Here is a 23,845-nt window from a genome sequence, read left to right as displayed (position 1 = left end):
GCACGCTACGCGGCCGCGGGCGGGGCCACAGCGCGGGCTACAGCCCGGTGCGCCCGTCGATGCACTCGCGCAGCAGGTCGACGTGCCCCATGTGCCGGGCGTACTCCTCGAGCACGTGCAGCAGCACGTCGCGCGCCTCGACGGTGCCGCCGTCGTAGGGCACCTCGCGGCCCAGGTCCTCGCCGGCGAAGCAGTCGTCGGCCACCTCGACGGCGCGGTGCCAGGCGTCCCACGCCTCGTCGACGCAGGTCGCGTCCGGGAGGGCGCCGTCGAAGTCGACGTCGGGGTAGCCGGGCAGCTCGAACGGGCCGCGCTCGTCGCGTCCCTCCAGCACCCGGCGGAACCAGTGGTGCTCCACGTTGGCGAGGTGCCGGACGAGCCCGAGCAGCGAGAGGGTCGACGGCGGCACGGCCCGGCGCGCGAGCTGGGAGGCGTCGAGGCCCTCGCACTTCATGACCAGCGTCATGCGGTAGCGGCAGAGGTATTCCCAGAGGGTCTCCTTCTCGCCGACCGGGTCGACGCCCGTCGCACGCGGGTCGTTCTCGGGATGCACCCACAGGCCGGGCGTGGTAGAGGTCACGCGCGTAATCTGGCCGAACGCCCGCCAGGGGTCAAGCGGCGGCCTCCCACCTGCGGCGACGTTCCGGGGGCGCAGCCTCTCCCGGTACCCTTCGGCAGCATGAGGGCCAGGACGAGACGCGTCGCGGGCGCGCCGCGCGGCCTGGTCGGTCGCCTCAGGCGACCGGTGCCGCGGCCCTGGCGACGTCGGTCGTCGCTGGCGGCGGCCGGCGCGGTCGCGCTGCTCCTGGGTCTCGGCGTCGGCGTGGCGTCCGGCTTCGTGTGGCAGGCGGGTGCCCCGGCCGAGGCGCTCCTCGAGGCGGGCCCGCCCGACGAGTGCCCGGTGGTGCAGGCGGCGTGGTCACGGTCGGCCAGCCTGCAGGTCGGGATGACGGCCGACGACCCCGCCACGCTGCGGCGCGGCTTCGTGGGTGCCCGCGACGCGCTCGCCGAGGTGCGGCCGCCCGCCGAGGTGCGGGACGACTGGCTCACCGTCGCGACGTACGTCGGCGCGGTCGCCGACGAGATCGAGGCGGCCGACGAGGACGAGGTCGCGACCGCCGTCGCCGAGGCGCTGGCGGGCCTGGACACCCAGGCGATGACGGCGGCGTCGAACCGCGTCACGACCTTCCTCAAGGACGACTGCGGCGCCACCGACGCCCCGGACGACGAGAACCCCTCGGACGCGCCCGCCGACTGAGCGGAGATTTCCGCGCGCGGGGGAGGTGTCGCACCATAGGGGGATGCGCCGCGCCCGCCTCCTGCCCCGCCACCTCCCGGTCGTCGTCGTGGGGATGCTCGTGACGGGGGCCGCGCTGGCCGGCTGCGGGCAGTCGGACGGCGGGGAGGAGCCGGTGGCGGAGCCGGCCCCGGCGGTCTCCATCCCGGGCGACCTCGCCATGGGCGTCGAGGGCGAGCCGAGCCGGTCCAAGGACTCCGGGTCGGACGCCGCGCCGTCCCCCGACCCGAGCGCCGACGCGGCGGAGGGCGGTCTCGACGCCGAGACCTGCGCCGAGCTCCAGCAGACGTGGTCCACGACCAACCGGGCGCTCGTCGACCTGAGCCCCGAGCACCCGCGCGCGCTGGTGCAGAGCTTCCGCACCGCGGACAAGGCGATGGCGGAGGCAGAGCCGGCCCAGGGCGTGGCGGGGCCGTGGGGCACGATGGCCGGCTACCTGGACCGGGTGGCGACCGCGTTCGAGGACGTCGACGAGGACGACGCGAACCGGGTGAGCTCCGCGATGGCCGGCGCGATCACGGCCGACGACACGGCCGACGCCACGGCAGCCGCCAAGGACATCACGTCGTTCCTCGCGACCGAGTGCGCGGGCCGATGACGACGGACGGCACGACGTCGGCCCCCGCCTCGACACCCGCGTCGACGCCCGTGCCCGGCGCGACCGCAGAGGTCGCGCCCCTGGTCGACGCGCTGCGGTCGGGCCTGACGGCGGCGGGCTACACGGTCGACGGGGTCGGCGAGGCGCTGGGCGACGTCGCGTCGGCGGCGCTGCACCGTGAGCAGACGGTGCCCGCGCGCCGCGCCCTCGCGGACGTGGCCCCCGTGCACGAGCCGCGCGCCGCGCTGGCGAGGCTCTTCCTGCTCGGCGACGAGGTGCCGCGGGCGGGGCTCGACCGCGCGCTGCCCGGCCTCGGCACGGCCGGCGCCGCCCGCCTCGGCCTCGTGGCCGCCGCGGGGGAGGCCGACGACGACGCCGTGCGCGCCGTCGTCGACCTGCGCCCGTACGCCGCCGTCGACGCGGGCGGCGAGGCGTCGTGGTGGCTGGCGAGCGACCTCGCGGAGCTGGCCACGGGCGGCCGCCTCGCGACCGACCACGTGCTGGGCGCCGGTGGCGCGTCCACGACGCTCGCCCAGGTGACCGTCCGCACGCCCGTCGGTCGCGTGCTCGACCTCGGTACGGGCTGCGGCATCCAGGCGCTGCACGCCGCGCGGCACGCGCGCCACGTCGTCGCGACCGACCTGTCGCGGCGGGCGCTCGGCTTCGCTCGGTTCAACCTCGCGCTCAACACCCCGCCGGACGGGGTGGACGTCGCGCTGCGGCACGGGTCGATGCTCGAGCCGGTGGCGGGGGAGCGCTTCGACCTCGTGGTCTCCAACCCGCCGTTCGTCATCACCCCGCACTCCGGTGCCGCGGGCGCGGCCGTGGCGGACGCGCTGGGCGACTACGAGTACCGCGACGGCGGCCGCTCCGGCGACGACCTGGTGCGCGACCTGGTCCGCGACGTCGGCGGCGTGCTCGCGCCGGGCGGCGTCGCGCAGCTGCTGGGCAACTGGGAGCACCGGCGCGGCGAGCCGTGGGACGAGCGCGTCGGCGCGTGGTTGGACGCCGCGGGCCTGGACGGCTGGGTGATCCAGCGCGAGGTGCTCGACCCGGCCGAGTACGCGGAGACGTGGATCCGCGACGGCGGTACCACCGCGGAGCGGGAGCCCGGCGCGTGGGCCGCGGCCTACGGCGCGTGGCTGGACGACTTCGCGTCCCGCGACGTCGAGGCCGTCGGCTTCGGCATCGTGACGCTCCGCCGGCCGTCGGACGGCGCGCGACCCACGCTGCGGCGTCTCGAGGAGCACACGGGGTCGGTGCACCAGCCGCTCGGCGCGCACGTCGCGGCGTCGCTCGCGGCGCACGACTGGCTCGAGGCGCGCGACGACGCGGCACTCGCCGACGCTCACCTCGTCGTGGCGGACGACGTCACCGAGGAGCGGTTCCACACGCCCGGGCAGGCGGACCCGAACGTCGTCGTGGTCCGGCAGGGCGACGGGCTGGGCCGCGGGGTGCACGCCTCCACCGGCCTGGCGGCGTTCGTCGGGGTGTGCGACGGCGAGCTCGCCGTCGGTCAGATCGTCGGCGCGCTCGGCGCGCTGCTCGACGTCCCCGCCGACGATCTCCGGGCCGAGCTGCTCCCGGCCGTCCGCGGCCTCGTGCGCGACGGCTTCCTCCGGCCCGCTACCGCGGCGTAGCGAGGTAGGGGTCGGCCCACGCGCTGACGATCCGTGCGGCGCGCTGCGCCTGACCGGGCGCGGTGAGCAGGTGGTCGCTGCCCTCGAGCGCCACGAAGCTGCGGGGGTGCCGGGCGGCCGCGAAGATCTGGCTGGCGTTCTCGATGCCCACGACGCGGTCGGTGGGCGAGTGCATGATCAGCAGCGGCAGGCCGAGGTCGGCGATGCGGTGGTCGAGATCGGCGTCGCGCACGTCCTCGACCATCCCGCGCTTGAGGTTGAGGCGCTTGCCGCCCACCTGCCAGACGGCGTTCCCCTCGGCGAGCACCTGGTCCACGAGGTCGTCGTACTGGTGCTCGGCGTGGCTGGGGTCGAACGGCGCGCACACGGAGGCGACGGCGCGCGCCCCCGCCTCCTGCGCCGCGGCGATGACGGCGGCCCCGCCCCAAGAGTGCCCCACGAGGAGGGCCGGCGGGTCGCCGTCGGTGACCTGCTCGGCCATGAACCGTGCGGCGAGCACCGTGTCGGCGACCTTCACGGTGAACGAGCCGTCGCCCCAGTCGCCCTCCGAGTCGCCGAGGCCGAGGTTGTCGAACCGGAGCATGCCGATGCCCTCGGCGGCGAGCTGCTTGCAGATCCGCGCCGCCGCCGGGGAGTCCTTGCCGAGCGTGAACCCGTGGGCGAACAGGCCCCAGCCGCGCACCTCTCCCTCGGGCCGGTCGACGATGCCCGCGAGCCGCGGGCCCGTGCTGCTCGGGAACGTCACTCGCTCGGCCATCGGTCCGTCCTCCCTCGTGCGTGGGCCCGACGCCGGCCATGCTCCCGGCGTCGTCGTGCGGCACGAGTGTGTCACCCGTGCACCCGCGGTGACCCTCGACACATGGGGACCTCTCCCCGGTGGGCCAGGGCGCGCGGATGCCCCCGGTCGGCCACGATGGTCACCATGCGCAACCGACTGACGATCACCCGTGCCACGACCCGTGCGACCGCCGTGGCCGCCGCCGCCCTGCTCACCCTCGGCCTCGCCGCCTGCTCCGGCTCGGGCGACTCCGGCTCCGGTTCCGGCGAGGGCACCGCCGCCGCCGAGGAGCAGGCGCCCGAGGAGAGCGCCGCCGAGGAGGCCCCGGCCGAGGAGGCGGCCGGCGGCGACGTCTGCGGCGCCGTCCAGGCCCTCACCGACGCGTCGTCGGCGATGAGCGACGTCGACCCCTCGGACCTGCAGCCCACCGTCGACAAGCTCGAGGAGCTCACCGCCACGCTCGAGGGCGTCAGCGAGCCGCCCGCCGAGATCGCCGACGACTGGGAGACGCTGGCCACGTCGTTCCGCACCGCGACGGACGGCATCGGGGCCGCGGCCGAGAACCCCACGGACGCCGAGTCGATGACGAAGCTGCAGGACGCCATGTCCGCGATGACCGGCTCGGAGTTCCAGGAGGCCGCGCAGGCCGTCGGCACCTACGCCGGCACGAACTGCTGACACCGTGAGGAATCGTGCGTGCTGAATTGATCCTCACACGGCTGGAACGAGGATCGATCCAGCACGCTCGATGCTCGGGGGCGGTCGTCAGCCGATGACGACGGCCGCCTCCGGGCGCCGGTACAGGCGCTGCCGGTCGCGCATCGCGAGGCCCGTGCCGAGCGTGATGGGCCCGAGGCGGCCGAGGAACATCAGGGCCACGAGCACGAGCTGGTGCCACGGCTGCATGTCGGCGGTGATGCCCGTGGACAGGCCGGTGGTGCTGAACGCTGAGATCACCTCGTACAGCACCTGGTCGAGGGTGAACAGGCTGGTGGACAGCGTGATCGCGAGCGTGGGCACCACCACCGCCGCGACGCCGACGAGCGCGACGGTGAGCGCCTGTCGCTGGGTGCCCGGCGTGAGGCGGCGGTCCCACAGGGTGGCGTCGGGGTCGCCCCGCAGCTCCGACCAGATCGCGACGGCGAGGACGGCGAACGTCGTCACCTTGATGCCGCCGGCCGTGCCGCCCGAGCCGGCCCCGATGAACATGAGCATGTCGGTGAAGAACCACGTGCCGTTGTTGGCCTGCGACAGGTCCACGGAGTTGAACCCCGCGGTGCGCGGCATGACGGCCTGCGTGAATGCCGCGAGCACCTTGGCGGGCGGGTCGAGCGGCCCGAACGTGCCGGGGTTGCGCCACTCGGCCGCGAGGAAGAACACGGTGCCCACCGACAGCAGCACCGCCGTCATCAGCAGGGTGAGCCGGGTGTGCACGCTCCACCGTGACAGCCGCTGCAGGTCGGTCGGGCCGTCCTCGGTGCGGCGGGTGCGGTGCAGGCGCCACAGCTCCAGGAGCACGGGGAAGCCGAGCCCGCCGATGATGATCGCCGCGCAGATCGGCAGGCACACCCACGGGTCGGCGACGAACGGCACGAGGTTCTGGCTGTAGATCGAGAAGCCCGCGTTGTTGAACGCGGACACGGCGTGGAAGACGCCGGACCAGACGGCGTGGCCGAGCGGCTCGTCGTAGGCGGCGGCGAACCGCACCGTGAGCAGCGCGGCCACCACCACCTCCGTGACCACCGTGAACCGCAGCACCCCGAGCAGCACGCGCCGCACGTCGCCCATGCCGACCGACCGCGTCGACTCGGTCGCCACCAGGCGGGTGCTCAGCCCCAGCCGGCGGGTCAGCAGCAGGCCGAGCAGGGACGCCAGCGTCATGACCCCGAACCCGCCCACCTGGATGAGCAGCAGGATCACGACCTGCCCGAACGGCGTCCAGAAGTGCTCGGTGTCCACCACGGCGAGGCCGGTGACGCAGGTCGCGGACGTCGCGGTGAACAGGGCCTCGACGAAGCTCGCGGTGCGTCCCGTGGCGCTGATCGGCAGGCTCAACAGGAACGTGCCGGCCGCGATCGTCGCGAGGAACGCGAGCGTGACGACCTGCGCCGGACGACGGCGCAGGCTGGCGGGCGAGGCGGGGGATGTCGCGGGCACCCGGTGCGGGCGCAGCCACGGAATCGGGTGCACGAAGGAACAGTGTGCACCCCGCCGGGTGGCTGGGCGCGCCCTGGCCGTCGGCTGGTCGCCCCCGTAGCGTGTGGTGCGCCGGGCAACCGTCCGGTACCTGACGGAAGGAATTCTCCGATGAGACGCACGACCTTCAGGACGATGGCCGTCACGGTCGCAGGGCTCACGCTCGCGGCGAGCGCGGCGGCGGCCCAGGCCGCCGCCCCGAGCCCCGACGACGACGTTGCGGGCGCGGACCGCTATCCGGCGGGGCTCCTGCAGGCCATGACGGACGACCTCGGCGTGTCGAAGGAGCGCGCCGTGGCACGGCTCGACTTCCAGGACGACGCCGCGGCCGCGCAGGAGCGGCTGCGGGAGGCGTTCGGCGACGACTTCGCCGGCGCGTGGCTCGACCCCGAGCAGGACCGGTGGTACGTCGCCACGACGGGCGACGGCTCCGCCGCCGCCCGTGCCGTGGGCGCGCGGACCGTCGACGCCCGGTACTCGCTGGACCAGCTCGAGGGCTGGGCGCAGTCGATGGACGACGCCGCCGGCGCCGCCCGTGGCGGCGTGACCGGCTGGCACGTGGACCTGCGCGACAACACGCTCGTCGTGGAGGCGCTCGACGGCGCCGCCGACGACGCGCGGGCCGCGCTCGCCGAGGCAGGCGTGCCCGACGGGGCGGCCACCGTCACGACCGCCGCCGAGCGGCCGCGCGTGCTCGACGACGTCGTCGGCGGCAACGCGTACTACATCGACGGGGCGACGCGCTGCTCCGTGGGCTTCGCCGTCACGGACGGCTTCGTCACCGCGGGGCACTGCGGCTCCGCGGGGGCCCCGACGTCGCAGCCCACGGGGACGTTCGCCGGGTCGAGCTTCCCCGGCGACGACTACGCGTACGTGCAGGTGGGCGCCGGCAGCACGCCGGTGGGCGCCGTGAACGACTGGGCCGGCGGCCAGGTCGCCGTGGCGGGGGCCGAGCCGGCGCCGGTCGGGGCGCAGGTGTGCCGCTCCGGCTCCACGACGGGCTGGCACTGCGGCACGGTCGAGGCGCTCGACGTCTCGGTGTCCTACGCCGAGGGCACCGTCGACGGGCTCATCCGCACCGACGTGTGCGCGGAGCCGGGCGACTCCGGCGGCTCGCTGCTGGCCGGCGACCAGGCCCAGGGCGTGACCTCCGGTGGGTCCGGCGACTGCACGTCCGGCGGCACGACGTTCTTCCAGCCGGTGGGCGAGATCCTCGACGCCTACGACCTCACCCTGGTGACCGGCGGCGCGTAGCCGGCGCGCAGGCCCGTGGCGGGCGCGCCTCCGTGGTCGGGGGCGCGCCCGTCGTCGTGCGCGGGGAGGGGCGCGTCGTCAGACGACGGTGCGGGGGGCGTCCGGGCCGGCCAGCGCGGCGGCGAGGATCGCCTCGATGGCGAAGGCGGTGTCCTCGGCGAGGCCGACGGCGTCGGGGTCCAGGAGCCACTGCACCTGCAGGCCGTCCATGACGCCGATGACGGCGCTCGCGGCCCGGCGCGCGTGCGCGTCGTCCAGCTCCGCCCCGCGCTCCCGTGCCACCTGCTGCACGGCCGCGGCGATCTCGCCGCGCAGCACGGTGAAGCGCTCGGTGACCCAGGCTGCCGCCGGGTGGCCGTCGGTGACGGACTCGCCCGTGAGCACCGCGTAGGCCTGCACGATGCCCCGCCGGTCGGCGTTGATCCGCGCGGTCGTCATGAGGTGGCGGAACAGGTCCAGGCCGCCCGGGATGTGCTGCCCCTCGAGGTGCTCGACGTCCACCCGGTCGCGGTACTCGAGCACGGCCCAGAGCAGCTTGTCCTTGCTGCCGAAGTGGTGCAGCACGCCCGCGTGCGTGATCCCCACCTGCTCGGCGACGTCGACGAGCGACCCCGCGTGATAGCCCTTCGAGCCGAACACCCGCGTCGCCGCGGCGAGGATCTCCTCGCGCCGCTCGGCCTTCGAGGGGCGGGTCCGTCGCGGGGCGCTGCCGTCTGCCATGGCGTCACCATACTGTGACCTTGCTCTACTTACTTACCTGTCAGTAACTGTGATCTACTGGGCGCAGTCGACGCCGACCAGGACGAGGGAGTACCGCCGCGTGTCATCGCAGACCGCTGTCACCAGCACCGACGCCAGCAGGGACGCCGGCACGGACACCAGCACGGGTGTCAGCACGGACGCCGTGACCGACAGGGAGATCGACGTGCTCGTCGACCTCCTCGGGCTCGAGGAGAAGGCCGCCCTCGTGGTCGGCGCGTCCATGTGGGCGACGCACGCCGTCGAGCGGATCGGGCTCGAGCCGGTCGTCATGTCCGACGGACCGGTGGGCGTGCGCGACCCGCAGGGCCGCGGTACCTCCGCGATGCTCCCCGCCCCGTCGGCGCTCGCCGCCACGTGGGACGTCGACCTGGCCGGGCGCACGGGTCGGCTCTTCGCGGCGGAGGCCCGCCGGCACGGCGTGGACGTGGTCCTGGCACCCCAGGTCAACCTCCAGCGCACGCCCGTCGGCGGTCGGCACTTCGAGTGCTACTCGGAGGACCCGCACCTCACCGCCGAGGTCGCCGTCGCGCTCGTCACCGCGGCGCAGGAGCGCGGGGTCGGGATGTGCGTGAAGCACTACGTGGCCAACGACTCCGAGACGGACCGCACCCGCTACCTCGCCCGGGTCGACGAGCGGACGCTGCGCGAGGTGTACCTCGCGCCGTTCGAGCGCCTCGTCGCGGCCGGCGCGTGGAGCGTCATGGGCGCCTACAGCGGCGTCGACGACGGCACGGTGGCCGCGCCCGCGCTCGAGCACCGCCCGCTGCTCACCGGTGTGCTCAAGGAGGAGTGGGGCTTCGACGGGCTCGTGGTGAGCGACTGGGTGGCCACGCAGTCCGTGGCCGCCGCCGTGCGCGGCGGCCTCGACGTGCAGATGCCCGGCCCGGACGGGCCGTGGGGCGACGGTCTGCTCGACGCCGTCCGGTCCGGGGAGGTGGCCGTCGCGGACCTCGACGACAAGGTGCGGCGGCTGCTGCGGCTCGCGCACCGCGTCGGGCGGCTCCCGCTGCCGGCCTCGCGGCAGGGCTCGCTCCCGGGCGACGTCCGCGCCGTCCCGGCCGAGGACGCGGTGCCGCTGCTGCGCGAGCTCGTCGCGCGCTCCGTCGTCGTGCTCAAGGACGACGACGGCCTGGTGCCGCTCGCCGACGGGCCCGACGGCGCGCCCCTGCGCGTGGCGCTGCTCGGGGCGCACGCGGTCGAGCCGTTCTTCCAGGGCGGGGGGTCGTCGTTCGTCGTGCCCGACCGCCTCACCTACCCCGCCGACGCGCTGCGCGCGGCGCTGCCGACCGGCTCGGTCGTGGACGTCGTCGCCGGGTCGCGGGTGCTGCGCAACCCGCCGGCCCTCGACCTGGCCCGCTGCACCGACCCCGTCACCGGGGCGCCCGGCGTCCGCCTCGAGTGGCTCGCGGCGGACGGCGCGGTGCGCCGCGCCGAGACCGCGGCGGCCTGGGAGGGCTGGTGCGCCGACGTCGGGCCCGACGACGCCACCCTGCGGCTCGCCGCGCGCGTCCGCACCGACGAGCCCGGCACCCACGAGCTCGGGGTGGGCACGGTGGGCGTGCACCGGGTGACGGTGGACGGCCGCGTGGCCTCCGCCGGCGACGTCGTCGTGGACGAGGACGTCATCCTCGCCTCGGGCCACAACCACCCGATCGCCGCGACCCTCGCCGTCGAGGGCGGGGGCAGCGCGCTGCTCGAGGCCGACCTGCAGGTGGTGCACCCCGTCGGCTACGACAGGTTCGTGCGCGGCGCGCTGGTGCACCGGCTGCCGGGGCCCACGGCCGAGGAGGAGCTCGACGCCGCGGCTGCCGCGGCCCGGGACGCCGACGTCGCCGTCGTCGTCGTGGGCACCACGCACGAGGTCGAGTCCGAGGGCTACGACCGCGCCGACCTCGCGCTGCCGGGCAACCAGGACGCGCTGGTGCGCCGCGTGCTCGCCGCCAACCCGCGCACCGTCGTCGTCGTCAACGCCGGCGCCCCGGTGCTGCTGCCCTGGTACGACGACGCGCCCGCCGTGCTGTGGGGCTGGCTGCCCGGCCAGGAGGCCGGCACTGGCCTCGCGGACGTGCTCACCGGCGTCACCGAGCCGTCCGGACGGCTGCCGTGGACCCTGCCGGCCCGCGCCGACGACGTGCCCGTGCCGCACGCGATCCCCGTCCGCGGCGTCGTCGACTACGCCGAGCGGCTCGACGTCGGCTACCGCGCCTGGGAGCGGCGCCTCGCCGCCGGCACCGGATCCGGTGCCGGGCCCGAGCCCGCCGCCCCGTTCGGGCACGGGCTGGGCTGGACGACGTGGGAGTACGAGGTGGCGGACCTCGCCGCCCCCGGGCTCGCCCCGGGCGACGCGGACGTCGCCGTGCACGTCACCGTGCGCAACACCGGCTCCCGGCCCGGGCGCGAGGTCGTCCAGGTGTACGTGACCCCGCCCGCGGGCACGGCCACCACCGACCCCGCGCGCCCCGTGCGCTGGCTCGGCGGCTTCGCCGTCGTCGACGCCGCACCGGGGGAGCGCGCCACCGCCGACGTGCGCGTGCCCCGCCGCGCCCTCCAGACGTGGGACGCCGCCGCCGGCGGCTGGACCACCCCGCCCGGCACCTACCGGCTCACCGCGAGCCGGTCGGTGCGCGACCCGCGGCGCGACGTCGACCTCGTCGTCGCGCCCGGCACCCAGTCCTGACCATCCAGCACCGATCACCCACCCATCGCCCCGCCACGGCGGCGGGGCTCGTGCAAGGAGGCACACCGTGAGAATCCGCAAGCTCAGCACGGCGGTCGCGAGCGCCGCGGTCGTCGCCATGCTGGCCGCGGCCTGTGGCGGCAGCGCCGGCGGGAACGACCCGTCCGCCTCGTCCGGCGGCGTCGGCACCGAGACCCTGACCGTCGGCATGCCCAACGGCGTGCAGACGGAGAACCAGTCGCCGTTCGCGACCGGCTCGTCCGCGCTCTCGCTCGGCTACGCGTTCGTCATCTACGAGCCGCTCATGATGCGCAACCAGGCCAAGCCGTCGGAGGACCCGGAGCCCTGGCTGGCCGAGAAGGTCGAGTGGAACGAGGACTACACGCAGGCCGTGATCACGCCGCGGTCGGGCGTGACGTGGTCGGACGGCGAGGACTTCACCGCCGACGACATCGCCTTCTCGATCCAGCTCCGCATCGACCACGAGGGCCTCAACGCGGCCGCGCTGCCGTACGACTCCGTCGAGTCGGACGGGAAGACCGCCACGGTGTCGTTCACGGCCCCGCAGTACGTCAACCAGTCCAAGCTGTACGACCTGCTCATGGTGCCCGAGCACCTGTGGAAGGACGTCGAGGACCCGACGACGTTCACCAACACCGACCCCGTCGGCACCGGCCCGTACACGCTCGAGTCGTGGACACCGCAGGCCGCGACCGTCAAGGCCCGCGACGACTACTGGGGAGGCCAGCCCAAGGTCCCGGAGATCCGGTACTCGTCGTACAACGACAACAACGCGCTCACCACGGCCCTCACCACCGGCGAGGCGCAGTGGGGCTGGACGTTCATCGCCGACTACGAGAACGTCTACATCGCGCAGGACCCGGAGCACTTCCACCAGTACGCGGCGGCCGGCCTCGGCATCGACGCGCTGTTCCTCAACAACGAGAAGAAGCCGTTCGACGACGTCGCCTTCCGCCAGGCGCTCAACATGGTCATCGACCGCCAGGAGCTGGTGGACGTCGCCACCTCGGGCGTCAACCCGCCGCTGACCAACGCCACCGGGCTGCCGCTGCCCGCCGGCGAGCCGTACCTCTCCGAGGCGTACGCGGACGCCGACCTCGCCGTCGACGTCGAGGGCGCCAAGGCGGTGCTCAAGGACGCCGGCTACACCTGGGAGGGCGAGAAGCTCGTCGACCCGGACGGCGAGAAAGTGACCTTCGAGCTCACCAACCCCGCCGGCTGGAACGACTACCTCACCGCGCTCGACCTCATCAAGAACGCGGCCGCGACGCTCGGCGTCGACGCCACCGTCAACCCCGTCAACCAGGACGGCTGGTTCGCCGACGTCGTCCCGCCGGGCGACTTCCAGGCCACGCTGCACTGGACCGACGGCGGCGCCACCCCGTGGGACATGTACGCCGACCAGTTCGACGGCGCGCAGTACAAGAAGCTCGGCGAGGCGGCCACGTGGAACTTCGGCCGCTTCCAGGACGACGCCGCCACGAAGGCGTTCGCCGAGTACGCCGCGGCCACCGACGACGCCGCGCGCCAGGCCGCGATGGACACCATCCAGCAGGTGTACGTGGAGCAGGTGCCGGCCATCCCCATCTGGTCGCGCCCGGCCACCGCGCAGTACTCGACCCTGAACTACGTCGGCTGGCCGTCGGAGGACGACCCGTACAACCAGCCGCAGCCCACCGGGGTCCAGGCGGCCCAGATCGTCATGCACCTGGAGCCCGCGTCCTGATGTCCCTCCACACCCCCACCCCCGGGGCGCCCGCCGGCGCCCCGGGGGGTACCCCCCGTACCGACCCCGGCGCGCCCGTGCTCGAGGCCGTCGGGCTCACCAAGCACTACCCCGTCAAGGGCGGCACTGCTGTTCGAGGCGCACGCCGGGGCAGCAGCCGCGGCGCCGTCGTGCACGCCGTCGACGGCGTGGACCTCGCGCTGCACGCGGGCCGCGTCGTGGCCCTCGTCGGCGAGTCCGGCTCCGGGAAGTCGACCGTGGCGCGCCTGCTCGCCCAGCTCCAGCCCGCCACCGCGGGCCGGCTGCTGCTCGGCGGCGCGGACGCCCGGGTGCGCGGGCGCCGGGCGTTCCGCCGCTACGTGAACCGCGTCCAGATGATCTTCCAGGACCCGTTCGCCTCGCTGAACCCCGTGCACCCCGTGCGGTACACGCTCACGCGGGCGCTGCGCATCCACCGCGGCCGGCTGCGCGGGCCGGAGCTGGAGCGTGCGCTCGCCGAGCTGCTCGAGCGCGTGCACCTCACGCCCGCCGAGCGGTACGTCGACAAGTACCCGCACGAGCTGTCCGGCGGGCAACGCCAGCGCATCGCCGTCGCGCGGGCGCTCGCGGCCGACCCGGAGGTGCTGCTGGCCGACGAGCCGATCTCCATGCTCGACGTGTCCATCCGGCTCGGGATCCTCAACCTGCTGGCCGACCTGCGCGACCGGCTGCACCTCGCGATCCTCTACATCACGCACGACATCGCGTCGGCCCGGTACTTCGCCGACACCACGCTGGTGATGTACGCGGGGCGGGTCGTGGAGGCCGGGGACAGCGAGTCCGTCACGCAGGACCCGAAGCACCCGTACACGCGGCTGCTCCTGGCGTCCGCCCCCGACCCCGAGAACCTCGCGGAGCGGCCCGAGGGCGCCCCGCGCGGCGAGCCGCCCAGCCTCGTGACGCCCCCGTCGGGCTGCCGCTTCCACCCCCGCTGCCCGTTCGCCACCGACCTGTGCGCCGCCGAGGCGCCGCCCCTGCTCGACGTCGGGCACGGGCCGGGCGGCGAGCCGCGGCAGGCCGCCTGCTGGGGGTACTCCGACCGCGCGGACGCGCCCGCCGTGCCTCGGACAGTGACGCCGACCGTGGCGCCGACCGTGCCGCCGACGGGAGGGGACGCATGAGGTTCGCGCTGCGGCGCGCGGTGTTCTACGTGTTCACCGCCTGGGCCGCCGTCACCATCAACTTCTTCGTGCCGCGGCTGCTGCCGGGCGACCCGGTCACCGCGCTCATGGGGCGCATGCAGGGCCGGATCGACTCGAACGCGGAGCAGTCGCTGCGCGTGCTCTTCGGTCTCGACCAGGACATGTCGCTGTGGGACCAGTACGTCCACTACTGGCAGATGCTGCTGCACGGCGACCTGGGCCTGAGCTTCACCCACTTCCCGACGCCGGTCGCCGACATCGTGGCGCAGGCCCTGCCGTGGACGGTCGGGCTGGTCGGCGTCGCCACGATCATCGCGTTCCTGCTCGGCACGGCCGTGGGCACCGGCATCGGCTGGCGCCGCGGCACCTGGGCGGACTCGCTGCTGCCGATCACGACGTTCTTCTCGGCGGTGCCGTACTTCTGGCTCGGCCTCATCGCCATCGCGGTCTTCGCCGTCAACCTGGGCTGGTTCCCGTCCAACGGCAGCTACGACCGCGGCATGGTGCCGTCGCTGAGCTGGGAGTTCGTCGGCTCGGTGATCTACTACGGCACCCTGCCGGCGCTGACCATCGTCGTGTCGTCGATCTCCGGCTGGATCCTCGGGATGCGCAACATGATGGTCACCGTCTCCAGCGAGGACTACGTCACCGTGGCGCACGCCAAGGGGCTGCCCGCGCGGGCGGTCGTCGTGGGGTACGCGGCGCGCAACGCGATCCTGCCGCAGGTCTCCAGCTTCGCCCTGGCCCTCGGCTTCGTCGTCGGCGGCACGCTCGTCATGGAGATGGTCTTCAGCTACCAGGGCATCGGCTACACGCTCTACCAGGCCGTCTCCACCCACGACTACCCGCTGATGCAGGGCTGCTTCCTCGTCATCACGCTGTCCGTGCTGGTCGCCAACCTCGTGGCCGACCTGGCGTACGCGGCGCTCGACCCCCGCACCCGGCAGGAGGGCTGACATGGCCACATCGACCACCGCGATCGAGGTCGCGGCACCCACGGGGGCGGACGACGTCGGGGAGGGCGTCGCGCGCCCCGGCCGGCGGCCCCGGCTGCTGTTCCTGCGCAACTCCAAGGCCCTGGTCGGCATCGTGATCCTCGTCTTCTTCGGGATCCTCGCCGTCGTCGGGCCGTGGGTCGCGCCGTACGACCCCAACCAGGTGAGCACCGCGCTGCTGCAACCGCCGTCGGGCGCGCACTGGCTCGGCACCGACCACACGGGGCGCGACATCCTGTCCCAGATCATCGTCGGCACCCGCGGGGTGCTCGTCGTCGGGCTGGTCGCCGGGCTCGGGGCCACCGTGCTCGGCGTGATCGTCGGCGTCACGGCCGGGTTCGTCGGCGGGCTGGGCGACGAGGGGCTCTCGGCGCTGTCCAACGTCTTCCTCGTCATCCCGCAACTGCCGCTGATCATCATCATCGCCGCCCAGCTGCCGAGCGCGGGCGGCATCACGGTGGCGCTCGTCATCGGCGTCACCGGGTGGGCGTGGGGCGCGCGCGTGCTGCGCGCCCAGACGCTGTCGCTGCGCAAGCGCGACTTCGTCGAGGCAGCGCGGGCCACCGGCGAGCGCACCTGGCGGATCGTCCTGGCCGAGGTGCTGCCCAACCTCACGGCGATCATCGCCGCAGGCTTCGTCGGCACCGTGACGTTCGCCGTCCTGAGCCAGGTGACCCTCGCGTTCATCGGCATCACGCCGGTGAGCGAGTGGAACTGGGGCACCATCCTGTTCTGGGCGCAGAACAACCTGGCGCTGCAGCGTGGCGCCTGGTGGTGGTTCGTCCCCGCCGGCCTGTGCATCGCCCTGCTGGGCATGGCGCTCACCCTGATCAACTTCGGCATCGACGAGCTGGTCAACCCGCGCCTGCGCAGCACGGGCATGCACGCGCGCACCCTGCGCCGCCGCGGCATCCGCCCGCGCGTCGGCTTCACCCCGGTGGTCCGGGACCAGTGGCGGGCCGCACGGCCCGGCGAGGAGGAACGATGAGCGAGCCCGTGCTGGAGATCCGCGACCTGCACGTGGACTACGGCTTCGGCGACGACCCGACGCACGTGCTGCGCGGCGTCGACCTCACCCTGCACCGCGGCGAGGTGCTCGGGCTGGCGGGGGAGTCGGGCTGCGGCAAGTCGACCCTCGCGTACGCGGCGACCCGGCTGCTGCCGCCGCCCGGCCTCATCACCGGCGGGGAGGTGTGGCTCACCGACCGCGAGGGCCGGCGCAGCGACGTCCTCGGCCTCACCGACGCGCAGCTGCGCGCCGCCCGCTGGCGGGACGTCGCCATCGTGTTCCAGGGCGCGATGAGCTCACTGAACCCGGTCTTCCGGATCGGGCGTCAGCTCACCGACGGCATCCGCGCCCACCGCCCCGGGCTGTCGGCCGGGGACCTCGAGGCGCGGGCGGCGGAGCTGCTGGAGATGGTCGGCATCTCCGCCGACCGGCTGCGGGCCTACCCGCACCAGCTCTCGGGCGGCATGCGGCAGCGCGTGATGATCGCGATGGCGCTCGCGCTGGAGCCGCAGGTGCTGCTCATGGACGAGCCGACGACGGCGCTCGACGTCGTCATGCAGCGCCAGATCCTCGAGCAGATCATGGAGCTGCGCGACCGGCTGGGGTTCTCCGTCGTGCTCATCACCCACGACGTCTCCCTGCTGGTGGAGGTCGCCGACCGCATCGCGATCATGTACGCCGGGGAGATCGTCGAGGAGGCCACCGCCTCGGAGGTGTACCGCAGGCCCCGGCACCCGTACTCCGCCGGGCTGCTCGGGTCGTTCCCGCCGTTGCACGGCCCGCGGCGCGAGCTGAGCGGCATCCCCGGTGCCCCGCCCGACCTGCAGCGCCTCGGCCCGGGCTGCCCGTTCGCGCCGCGGTGCCCGCACGCCATGGACGTCTGTCGCGACGTGCGGCCCGTGCTCGGCCCGCCTCGCACCGGCGAGGACCGCCGGGTCGCGTGCCACCTGCACGACGCCGACCTCGTCGCCGCGGGCGTCGGGGAGGGTTCGGGCGCGATCTCGGGCGTCGGCCTCCCGCCGGAGCTCGCCCGCTGACCTGCTGCCGGGCCGACCCGCCGTCCAGCAAGCGATCTGCCGCGTCATGGAGCTCCATGACGCGGCAGATCGCTTGCTGGAAGGTCGTGCGGACCGGGTGCTAGCGGGCATCCGCCCCGACCGGCGCGGCCGTGGCGGCGTCGGCCGCGGGCGCCTGCGGGTCCCGGCCGAGCAGGAGGGCGGAGAGCACGGCACCCACGAGCGCGATCGCGGCCGCGCCGACGAAGACGGCGGAGAACCCGTCGGTGAGGGCGACGACGTCGCCGAGGGCGGTCGCGCCCGCCGCGGCGCCGACGGCCGTCATCGCGGCCAGGCCGAGGGCCGAGCCCACCTGGTAGCTGGTGTTGACGATGCCGGAGGCCAGCCCGCCCTCGGCCGGCGCCGCGCTGGAGATGGCGGTGCCGAGCGACGGGATGAAGGCCAGGGACATGCCCAGCGCGGCGACGAGCGTCGCGGGCAGGACGTCGACGACGTAGCTGCCGTCGGGCCGCAACAGTGCCAGCCAGCCCAGCCCGGCGGCCAGCAGCACGAGGCCGGTCACGGTGGTGGCCCTGGTGCCGAACCGGGCGATGACGCGCGGCGCGAGCACCACCATGCCGAGCATGATCAACGCCGTCATGGGCACGAGCGCCGCGCCCGAGGCGAACGCGTCGAACCCGAGCACCTGCTGCAGGTAGAGGTTGAGGAAGAACCACATCGGGATCCACGCGGCGCCGAGCAGCAGCTGGGCGAGGTTCGCGGCGCCGAGCCGGGGCGTGCGGAAGATACGCAGCGGCACCAGGGGCTGGCGCCGCACCGCCTGGCTCACGACGAACAGGACCAGGAGCACCGCGGCCCCGGCCAGCACCAGCCAGGTCTGCGGGGCGGCCCAGCCGACCTCGGGGGCGCGGACGACGCCGTAGACGAGGGCGCCGATCCCGGCGGTGACGGTGAGCGCGCCGACCAGGTCGACGGAGCCGGACGCGCCCGTGCGGGCGGCGGGCAGGAGGCGCGGGGTCAGCGCCAGGACGACGGCGGCGACCGGCACGTTCAGCCAGAACACCCAGGGCCAGCTGAGGTACTGCGTGACGAGCCCGCCGAGGAAGACTCCGGCGGTGCCACCCGCGGGCGCCGCGGCGCCGTACACGGCGAGCGCCTTCGTGAGCTCGCGCGGGCTGGACCCGAAGACGGTCATGAGGAGGGTGAGGGCGGCGGGCGCGATCATCGCCGCGCCGACGCCCTGGACGGCCCGGCCGGCGAGCTCGGCGGGCACCGACCCGGCGGCGCCCGCGAGGACGGATCCGCCGAGCAGCACCACCCAGCCGAGGGTGAAGAGCCGCCGCGCGCCGAACAGGTCGGACAGCCGCCCGCCGAGCAGCAGCAGACCGCCGAACGCGACGACGTACGCGTTGAAGACCCAGGAGAGGTTGCCCTGGGAGAAGCCGAGGTCGTCCTGGATGCGGGGGAGGGCCACCCCGATGATCGAGGTGTCCATGATGACCATGAACTGCGCGGCGGCGATGAGCGCGAGAGCCCCGCCGCGTGCGGTGGTGGACATGAGGTTCCGTTTCCGGCTCGGGCCGTGACGGCCGGGCCTGAGGGGCTGGGCAAGATACCCCACCGGGGTATGGCGGAGAACGTAGCCTACCCCTGGGGGGTATGCAAGGGGTTGGTGAAGACCGCCGGCCTTCCCGAGCGGGGCAAGCTCTGTCTCTGGTCGCGCGAGCCCTACAGCACCCACACCAGGTGGGTCGGCTGCTGGATCGCCTGGTCGTGGAAGGTCGACGACGGGCGGCGGACGATCCGCGTACCCGGGTGATGCTGCAGGGCTCAGGGAGCAAGTCCTCCCTCAAGCTGCAGTACCTCCCCAAGGACCCCAACGTCCGGTCGGTCTTCTCCAACACGATCACCCTGCGGCGCCACGCCCCGTGACGCGAAAGAGGCCCCCACTCCGCGCATACGTTTCCGACACACCGGAGTAGGTAGCGTGGCCCCGTGCTCACGGAGACGCGCCCTCAGACGCCGCCGACCCCCTCGCAGGGGACGGCGGGCGTCGGCGCGCCGATCCTGCCGGTCGGCGCGTGGCGTGGCGCCCGCACCGTCCGTGAGGCGCGGACCGCTCCGCGCGTCGTCGCCGGTGCCGTGGCCGTGCTCGCCGTGCTCGGGGTGTGGCTCACCTATCGGTTCTTCGTCGGGACGACGGCGGGCCAGCGGGTCGACGAGCTCGCGTTCGGCGGCGCCACGTACGGCCAGGGCCGCCTCTGGCGGGTGGCCGAGCCGGTGCTCGACGTCGTGTCCGTGGCGTTCGTCGTCGCGGGCGTCGCGGTGGCGATACTCGTCGCCCTGGTGCGGCGGCGGTGGGTGCTGGCGCTGCAGGTCGCGGTGCTCGTGGGCGGGGCGAACGTCACCACCCAGGTCCTCAAGCACGGCATCCTCGACCGCCCCGAGCTGCTGCCCGGCTGGACCGGGCCCAACACGCTGCCCAGCGGGCACACCACCGTCGCGGCGTCGGTGTCGGTCGCGCTGCTGCTCGTGACGCCGCGAGCCTGGCGGCCGGTGGTCGCGATCCTCGGCGCCACGTACACGGCGGCCACAGGCGTCTCGACGCTCGTGGGCCAGTGGCACCGCCCGTCGGACGTCGTCGCCGCCCTGCTCGTCGTCCTGGCGTGGGGCGCGGCCGTCTGCGCCCTCACGCCCGCGTCGTCGACGGACGAGCTGCGGCGGCCGGGCGGGTCGTACGCGGCGCCCGGGTCGTACGTCGTCGCGGGCCTCCTGCTGCTCGCGTCGTCGGCCGGCGTCCTGGTCTCGGGCGGCACCCTCGTGGGCCTGGTCACGAACGGCGACCCGGTGCCGCTCGCGCCGGACCTCACCGCGTACGCGGCGGGCGCCGTCGGCGTGCTCGCCGTGACCGCGGCGGCGTTCGCCACCCTCCTCGTGCTGCGTCAGCTCACCGCGCAGCCCCGCCTCACGTCTCGGTAGAGTGCCGCCCGGCGGCCGTGTCGGGGAAGTGACGAGCAGATGTCGTACCGTGACATGACCGGTCGGCCGGCCACCATCTCCACCGCACCAGCACGCCGCCCGCACCGCCGCAGCACCAGGGAAAGCAGGAACGGATGCCCCAGCCACGCAAGCTCGTGATCGTCGAGTCGCCCACCAAGGCCCGCAAGATCCAGGGCTACCTCGGTGACGACTTCGAGGTCGAGGCGAGCGTCGGGCACATCCGCGACCTGCCGCAGCCGCGCGACCTGCCGACGGACATGAAGAAGGGCCCGTACGGCAAGTTCGCCGTCGACGTCGACAACGGCTTCGACCCCTACTACGAGGTGCACGCGGACAAGAAGCAGAAGGTCCGCGAGCTGAAGCGGGCTCTCAAGGAGGCCGACGAGCTCTACCTCGCCACCGATGAGGACCGCGAGGGCGAGGCCATCGCCTGGCACCTCATCCAGGAGCTCAAGCCCAAGGTGCCGGTCAAGCGGATGGTGTTCCACGAGATCACCCGCGAGGCGATCCTGCGGGCGCTGGAGAACACGCGCGAGCTCGACGAGGACCTCGTCGACGCGCAGGAGACCCGCCGCATCCTCGACCGCCTGTACGGCTACGAGGTGTCGCCGGTGCTGTGGCGCAAGGTGCGCCAGGGCCTGTCGGCGGGGCGCGTGCAGTCCGTCGCGACGCGGCTCGTCGTGGAGCGGGAGCGCGAGCGCATGGCGTTCGTCCCCGCCGACTACTGGGACGTCACCGGGCAGTTCGCCCCCACGACCGGGGACGACGAGGGACAGGCGTTCCGCGCCCGGCTCACGGGCCTCGGTGCGGACCGCGTCGCCGCGGGTCGGGACTTCGACGACCGCGGCCGCCTCAAGGTGCGGACCGGCGTCGTGCAGCTCGACGAGGCGGCGGCGACCGCCGTCGTCGCGGGGCTCGCCGACGCGGCGTTCTCGGTGCGCTCGCTCGAGACCAAGCCGTACTCCCGCAAGCCGGCCGCGCCGTTCACCACCTCGACGATGCAGCAGGAGGCCGGTCGCAAGCTCCGCATGAGCGCGCGCCAGGCGATGCGCACCGCGCAGGCGCTCTACGAGAACGGCTACATCACCTACATGCGGACGGACTCGCCGTCGCTGTCCGCGGAGGCGACCGACGCCGCCCGGCGGCAGGCGGCCGAGCTGTACGGCCCCGAGTACGTGCCGGGTGCCCCGCGCCTGTACGCGTCCAAGAACAAGGGGGCGCAGGAGGCGCACGAGGCGATCCGCCCCGCGGGCGACTCGTTCCGCACCCCCGCCCAGGTGGCGCGCGAGATCTCCGGCGACCAGTTCAAGCTGTACGAGCTGATCTGGAAGCGCACCGTGGCCTCGCAGATGGCGGACGCCAAGGGGTCGACGGCGTCCGTGCGGCTCGCGGCCACGCTGTCCGGCGCCGCGGGCGAGCTCGCCGGGCGCGACGTCGTGTTCTCGGCGTCCGGCACCGTCATCACCTTCCGCGGCTTCCTCGCCGCGTACGAGGAGGGCACGGACGTCGGCGACGCCGACGGCGCCGCGGCGTCGGGCAAGGACGCGCGCCTGCCGCGCATGGCCGAGGGCGACCCGCTGCGCGGCGACGACCTCGCCGCGGAGGGGCACTCGACCACGCCGCCCGCCCGCTACACGGAGGCGTCGCTGGTCAAGGCGCTGGAGGAGCTCGGCATCGGTCGCCCCTCCACGTACGCGGCGACCATCTCGACGGTGCAGGACCGCGGCTACGTCCGCACCAAGGGCCAGGCGCTGGTGCCCACGTGGCTCGCGTTCGCCGTCGTGAAGCTGCTCGAGGAGCACTTCCGCTGGCTGGTGGACTACGACTTCACGGCCGAGATGGAGGCCGACCTCGACCAGATCGCGTCGGGCAGCCGCGACCGCGTGGCTTGGCTGACGCGGTTCTACTTCGGCGACGGCTCGGGCGACAGCACGGGCTGGGGCCTGCACGAGCTGGTGGAGAACCTCGGCGAGATCGATCCCGTGGCGATCAACTCGGTCGAGATCGGCGAGGGCATCCGGGTGCGCGTCGGGCGCTACGGCCCGTACGTCGAGGACCTGGGCGCCGAGGTCGCGGAGGGGCAGAACCCGCCGCGCGCGTCCATCCCCGACGACGTCGCCCCCGACGAGCTCACCGTGGCGAAGGCGCGCGAGCTGCTGGCCGCGGGCGCCGAGGACGGCAAGGTGCTCGGCACCGACCCGGTGTCCGGGAACGAGATCGTCGCGAAGAACGGCCGCTACGGCCCGTACGTGACCGAGGTGCTCGACCTGCCGGAGATCGACCCGAGCCTGTCGGCGGCGGCGCAGAAGAAGGCGAAGGCCGCGCAGCCCAAGCCGCGCACCGGGTCGCTGCTGAAGTCGATGTCGCTCGAGACGGTGACGCTCGACGACGCCCTGAAGATCCTGTCCCTGCCGCGCGTGGTCGGCACCGACCCGGAGTCGGGCGACGAGATCACCGCGCAGAACGGCCGCTACGGCCCGTACCTCAAGAAGGGCACGGACTCGCGGACCATCGCGTCGGAGGAGCAGCTCTTCACGATCACGCTGGACGAGGCGCTGAAGATCTACGCCGAGCCCAAGCGCGGGCGCGGCGCCCGCGCGGCCACCCCGCCGCTGCGGGAGCTGGGCGACGACCCGACCAGCGGCAAGCCGATCGTCGTCAAGGACGGCCGGTTCGGCGCGTACGTCACCGACGGCGAGACCAACCGGACGCTGCCGCGCGACCTCACGCCCGAGAGCATCACTCCCGAGCGGGCGATCGAGCTGCTGGCGGAGAAGCGCGCCGCCGGTCCGGCCAAGAAGCGCACGACGACGCGCAAGCCCGCCGCGAAGAAGCCGGCGGCGAAGAAGTCCACCGCCAAGAAGTAGCGCCGGGCGGTGCTGTGAGCACGATTTCGGGGACTATCCGCGGTCGGATAGTCCCCGAAATCGTGCTCACACGGCTCGGGGCGGTCAGTCCTTGCGCTCGACGAGGTACACGTGGCCGTCGGGGCGCGTGACGCGCTGCAGCGAGCTGCGGAGCGCGGCGTCCCGGGCCAGGTCCTCGGCGCTGGGCGGGATCGGCGGCGTGCGCCGGATGGACGCGGGCCCGAAGAACCGCAGCAGGCTCTCGGTGACCTTCATGCCCCAGGTCCGGTCGTCGTCCTCGCGGCGTGCCATGAGACTCCCTCAACAAAACTTGGTGGGCCAACCATTGGTGCGCCAACTATATGCCGCCTCGTAGGGTGGGCGCATGGACCTGCCCGCCGACCCGCTGCGCCTCGAGGCGCAGGTGTGCTTCTCGCTGTCGGCGGCCGCCCGCGCGATGGTGTCGATCTACCGCCCGATCCTCGAGCCGCTCGGGCTCACCCACCCGCAGTACCTCGTGATGCTCGGGCTGTGGCAGGACGACCGTGCCGGCGCGACGACGACGGTCACCGGGCTCAGCGCCCGGCTCCTGCTCGACCCGGGCACGCTCTCGCCGCTGCTCAAGCGGCTCGAGCGGCAGGGGCTGCTGGAGCGGCGCCGGGGCGCCGGTGACGCGCGCGTCGTCGAGCTCCACCTCACGCCGGCCGGGCGCGCGCTGCGGGACCGGGCTCAGGAGGTGCCCGCGAAGGTGGTCGCCGCGAGCGGTCTGAGCCTGACGGAGCTGGAGCAGGTGCGCGACGTCGCGAACCGGGTGGTGGCGGCGTCCCTCGGCGCGCCTGCCTGACCGCC

At 74.3% G+C, this 23,845-nt stretch carries 20 protein-coding genes; 14 read left to right on the top strand and 6 right to left on the bottom strand.

All coding sequences use genetic code 11. The features are described 5' to 3' along the window. Nucleotides 1–37 precede the first annotated feature (37 nt). A complete protein-coding gene (locus ACQP60_RS20380) occupies nucleotides 38–580 on the bottom strand; it encodes a DinB family protein (RefSeq protein WP_429736377.1) in 543 nt (180 codons plus the stop codon). Between the two features lie 99 nt (nucleotides 581–679). Between ACQP60_RS20380 and ACQP60_RS20375 the strand changes: the two genes are divergently transcribed. Genes ACQP60_RS20375 through ACQP60_RS20365 form a run of 3 tightly spaced genes read left to right on the top strand, consistent with a single transcriptional unit; the run spans nucleotide 680 to nucleotide 3,535 of the window. Beyond that, on the top strand, nucleotides 680–1,258 hold the full coding sequence (locus ACQP60_RS20375) for a hypothetical protein (protein ID WP_429736375.1): 579 nt from the start codon (nucleotides 680–682) through the stop codon (nucleotides 1,256–1,258). Nucleotides 1,259–1,301: 43 nt separating this feature from the next. Further along, on the top strand, nucleotides 1,302–1,895 hold the full coding sequence (locus ACQP60_RS20370) for a hypothetical protein (RefSeq protein WP_429736373.1): 594 nt from the start codon (nucleotides 1,302–1,304) through the stop codon (nucleotides 1,893–1,895). After that, nucleotides 1,892–3,535, top strand: a complete 1,644-nt coding sequence (locus ACQP60_RS20365) for a DUF7059 domain-containing protein (protein ID WP_429736371.1) — start codon at nucleotides 1,892–1,894, stop codon at nucleotides 3,533–3,535. The genes ACQP60_RS20370 and ACQP60_RS20365 overlap by 4 nt, the downstream gene beginning before the upstream one ends. On the opposite strand, the gene ACQP60_RS20360 is transcribed toward ACQP60_RS20365, so the two are convergent. Further along, entirely contained in the window at nucleotides 3,522–4,292 is a 771-nt protein-coding gene (locus ACQP60_RS20360) for an alpha/beta hydrolase family protein (RefSeq protein ID WP_429736369.1), read from the bottom strand. The two genes, ACQP60_RS20365 and ACQP60_RS20360, sit on opposite strands and share 14 nt — an antisense overlap. A gap of 165 nt (nucleotides 4,293–4,457) precedes the next feature. On the opposite strand from ACQP60_RS20360, the gene ACQP60_RS20355 reads away from it, so the two are divergent. Next, nucleotides 4,458–4,991: a hypothetical protein gene (locus ACQP60_RS20355; RefSeq protein ID WP_429736367.1), complete on the top strand. Its 534-nt coding sequence runs from the start codon at nucleotides 4,458–4,460 to the stop codon at nucleotides 4,989–4,991. A gap of 87 nt (nucleotides 4,992–5,078) precedes the next feature. On the opposite strand, the gene ACQP60_RS20350 is transcribed toward ACQP60_RS20355, so the two are convergent. Next, the gene (locus ACQP60_RS20350; protein ID WP_429736365.1) at nucleotides 5,079–6,503 is read right to left on the bottom strand and encodes a TrkH family potassium uptake protein; all 1,425 of its coding nucleotides are present in this window, start codon (nucleotides 6,501–6,503) and stop codon (nucleotides 5,079–5,081) included. A 117-nt stretch (nucleotides 6,504–6,620) separates the two neighbouring features. Here ACQP60_RS20350 and ACQP60_RS20345 point away from each other — a divergent pair, with 117 nt between their 5' ends. Next, nucleotides 6,621–7,763 carry a S1 family peptidase gene (locus ACQP60_RS20345; protein ID WP_429736363.1) on the top strand — a complete coding sequence of 381 codons (1,143 nt, stop codon included), beginning with the start codon at nucleotides 6,621–6,623 and terminating at the stop codon, nucleotides 7,761–7,763. 78 nt (nucleotides 7,764–7,841) lie between these two features. Here the strand turns inward: ACQP60_RS20345 and ACQP60_RS20340 are convergent, their stop codons facing one another. Then, complete coding sequence (locus tag ACQP60_RS20340) at nucleotides 7,842–8,483, bottom strand: TetR/AcrR family transcriptional regulator (RefSeq protein ID WP_429736361.1); 642 nt, start codon at nucleotides 8,481–8,483, stop codon at nucleotides 7,842–7,844. 184 nt (nucleotides 8,484–8,667) lie between these two features. On the opposite strand from ACQP60_RS20340, the gene ACQP60_RS20335 reads away from it, so the two are divergent. The 6 genes from ACQP60_RS20335 (at nucleotide 8,668) to ACQP60_RS20310 (ending at nucleotide 17,171) form a co-directional block, all read left to right on the top strand. Beyond that, the gene (locus ACQP60_RS20335; protein WP_429736359.1) at nucleotides 8,668–11,202 is read left to right on the top strand and encodes a beta-d-glucosidase; all 2,535 of its coding nucleotides are present in this window, start codon (nucleotides 8,668–8,670) and stop codon (nucleotides 11,200–11,202) included. A 67-nt stretch (nucleotides 11,203–11,269) separates the two neighbouring features. Further along, nucleotides 11,270–12,949, top strand: coding sequence for an ABC transporter substrate-binding protein (locus ACQP60_RS20330; protein ID WP_429736357.1), 1,680 nt, complete (start codon nucleotides 11,270–11,272; stop codon nucleotides 12,947–12,949). Further along, nucleotides 12,949–14,109: an ABC transporter ATP-binding protein gene (locus ACQP60_RS20325; RefSeq protein WP_429736355.1), complete on the top strand. Its 1,161-nt coding sequence runs from the start codon at nucleotides 12,949–12,951 to the stop codon at nucleotides 14,107–14,109. The genes ACQP60_RS20330 and ACQP60_RS20325 overlap by 1 nt, the downstream gene beginning before the upstream one ends. Beyond that, nucleotides 14,106–15,086, top strand: a complete 981-nt coding sequence (locus tag ACQP60_RS20320; RefSeq protein WP_429736353.1) for an ABC transporter permease — start codon at nucleotides 14,106–14,108, stop codon at nucleotides 15,084–15,086. The genes ACQP60_RS20325 and ACQP60_RS20320 overlap by 4 nt, the downstream gene beginning before the upstream one ends. A 1-nt stretch (nucleotide 15,087) precedes the next feature. Beyond that, nucleotides 15,088–16,113, top strand: a complete 1,026-nt coding sequence (locus tag ACQP60_RS20315; RefSeq protein ID WP_429736351.1) for an ABC transporter permease — start codon at nucleotides 15,088–15,090, stop codon at nucleotides 16,111–16,113. Continuing rightward, complete coding sequence (locus ACQP60_RS20310; RefSeq protein WP_429736349.1) at nucleotides 16,110–17,171, top strand: ABC transporter ATP-binding protein; 1,062 nt, start codon at nucleotides 16,110–16,112, stop codon at nucleotides 17,169–17,171. The genes ACQP60_RS20315 and ACQP60_RS20310 overlap by 4 nt, the downstream gene beginning before the upstream one ends. Before the next feature lie 100 nt (nucleotides 17,172–17,271). Here ACQP60_RS20310 and ACQP60_RS20305 read toward each other — a convergent pair whose 3' ends face one another. Beyond that, nucleotides 17,272–18,708 (bottom strand): MFS transporter, encoded by a 1,437-nt coding sequence (locus ACQP60_RS20305; RefSeq protein ID WP_429736347.1) that lies wholly within the window; start codon nucleotides 18,706–18,708, stop codon nucleotides 17,272–17,274. A 437-nt stretch (nucleotides 18,709–19,145) separates the two neighbouring features. On the opposite strand from ACQP60_RS20305, the gene ACQP60_RS20300 reads away from it, so the two are divergent. Next, on the top strand, nucleotides 19,146–20,129 hold the full coding sequence (locus tag ACQP60_RS20300; RefSeq protein ID WP_429736345.1) for a phosphatase PAP2 family protein: 984 nt from the start codon (nucleotides 19,146–19,148) through the stop codon (nucleotides 20,127–20,129). Nucleotides 20,130–20,263: 134 nt separating this feature from the next. Then, complete coding sequence (gene topA / locus ACQP60_RS20295) at nucleotides 20,264–23,017, top strand: type I DNA topoisomerase (protein ID WP_429736343.1); 2,754 nt, start codon at nucleotides 20,264–20,266, stop codon at nucleotides 23,015–23,017. A gap of 84 nt (nucleotides 23,018–23,101) precedes the next feature. Here the strand turns inward: topA and ACQP60_RS20290 are convergent, their stop codons facing one another. Then, nucleotides 23,102–23,308 carry a hypothetical protein gene (locus ACQP60_RS20290; protein WP_429736341.1) on the bottom strand — a complete coding sequence of 69 codons (207 nt, stop codon included), beginning with the start codon at nucleotides 23,306–23,308 and terminating at the stop codon, nucleotides 23,102–23,104. A gap of 73 nt (nucleotides 23,309–23,381) precedes the next feature. On the opposite strand from ACQP60_RS20290, the gene ACQP60_RS20285 reads away from it, so the two are divergent. Next, entirely contained in the window at nucleotides 23,382–23,840 is a 459-nt protein-coding gene (locus ACQP60_RS20285) for a MarR family winged helix-turn-helix transcriptional regulator (protein WP_429736339.1), read from the top strand. The last annotated feature ends 5 nt before the right edge of the window (nucleotides 23,841–23,845 follow it).

Origin of the sequence: Isoptericola variabilis, from assembly GCF_050311655.1 — a bacterium.
Classification (GTDB): domain Bacteria; phylum Actinomycetota; class Actinomycetes; order Actinomycetales; family Cellulomonadaceae; genus Isoptericola; species Isoptericola variabilis.
This window is presented reverse-complemented; position numbering and strand designations above follow the sequence as displayed.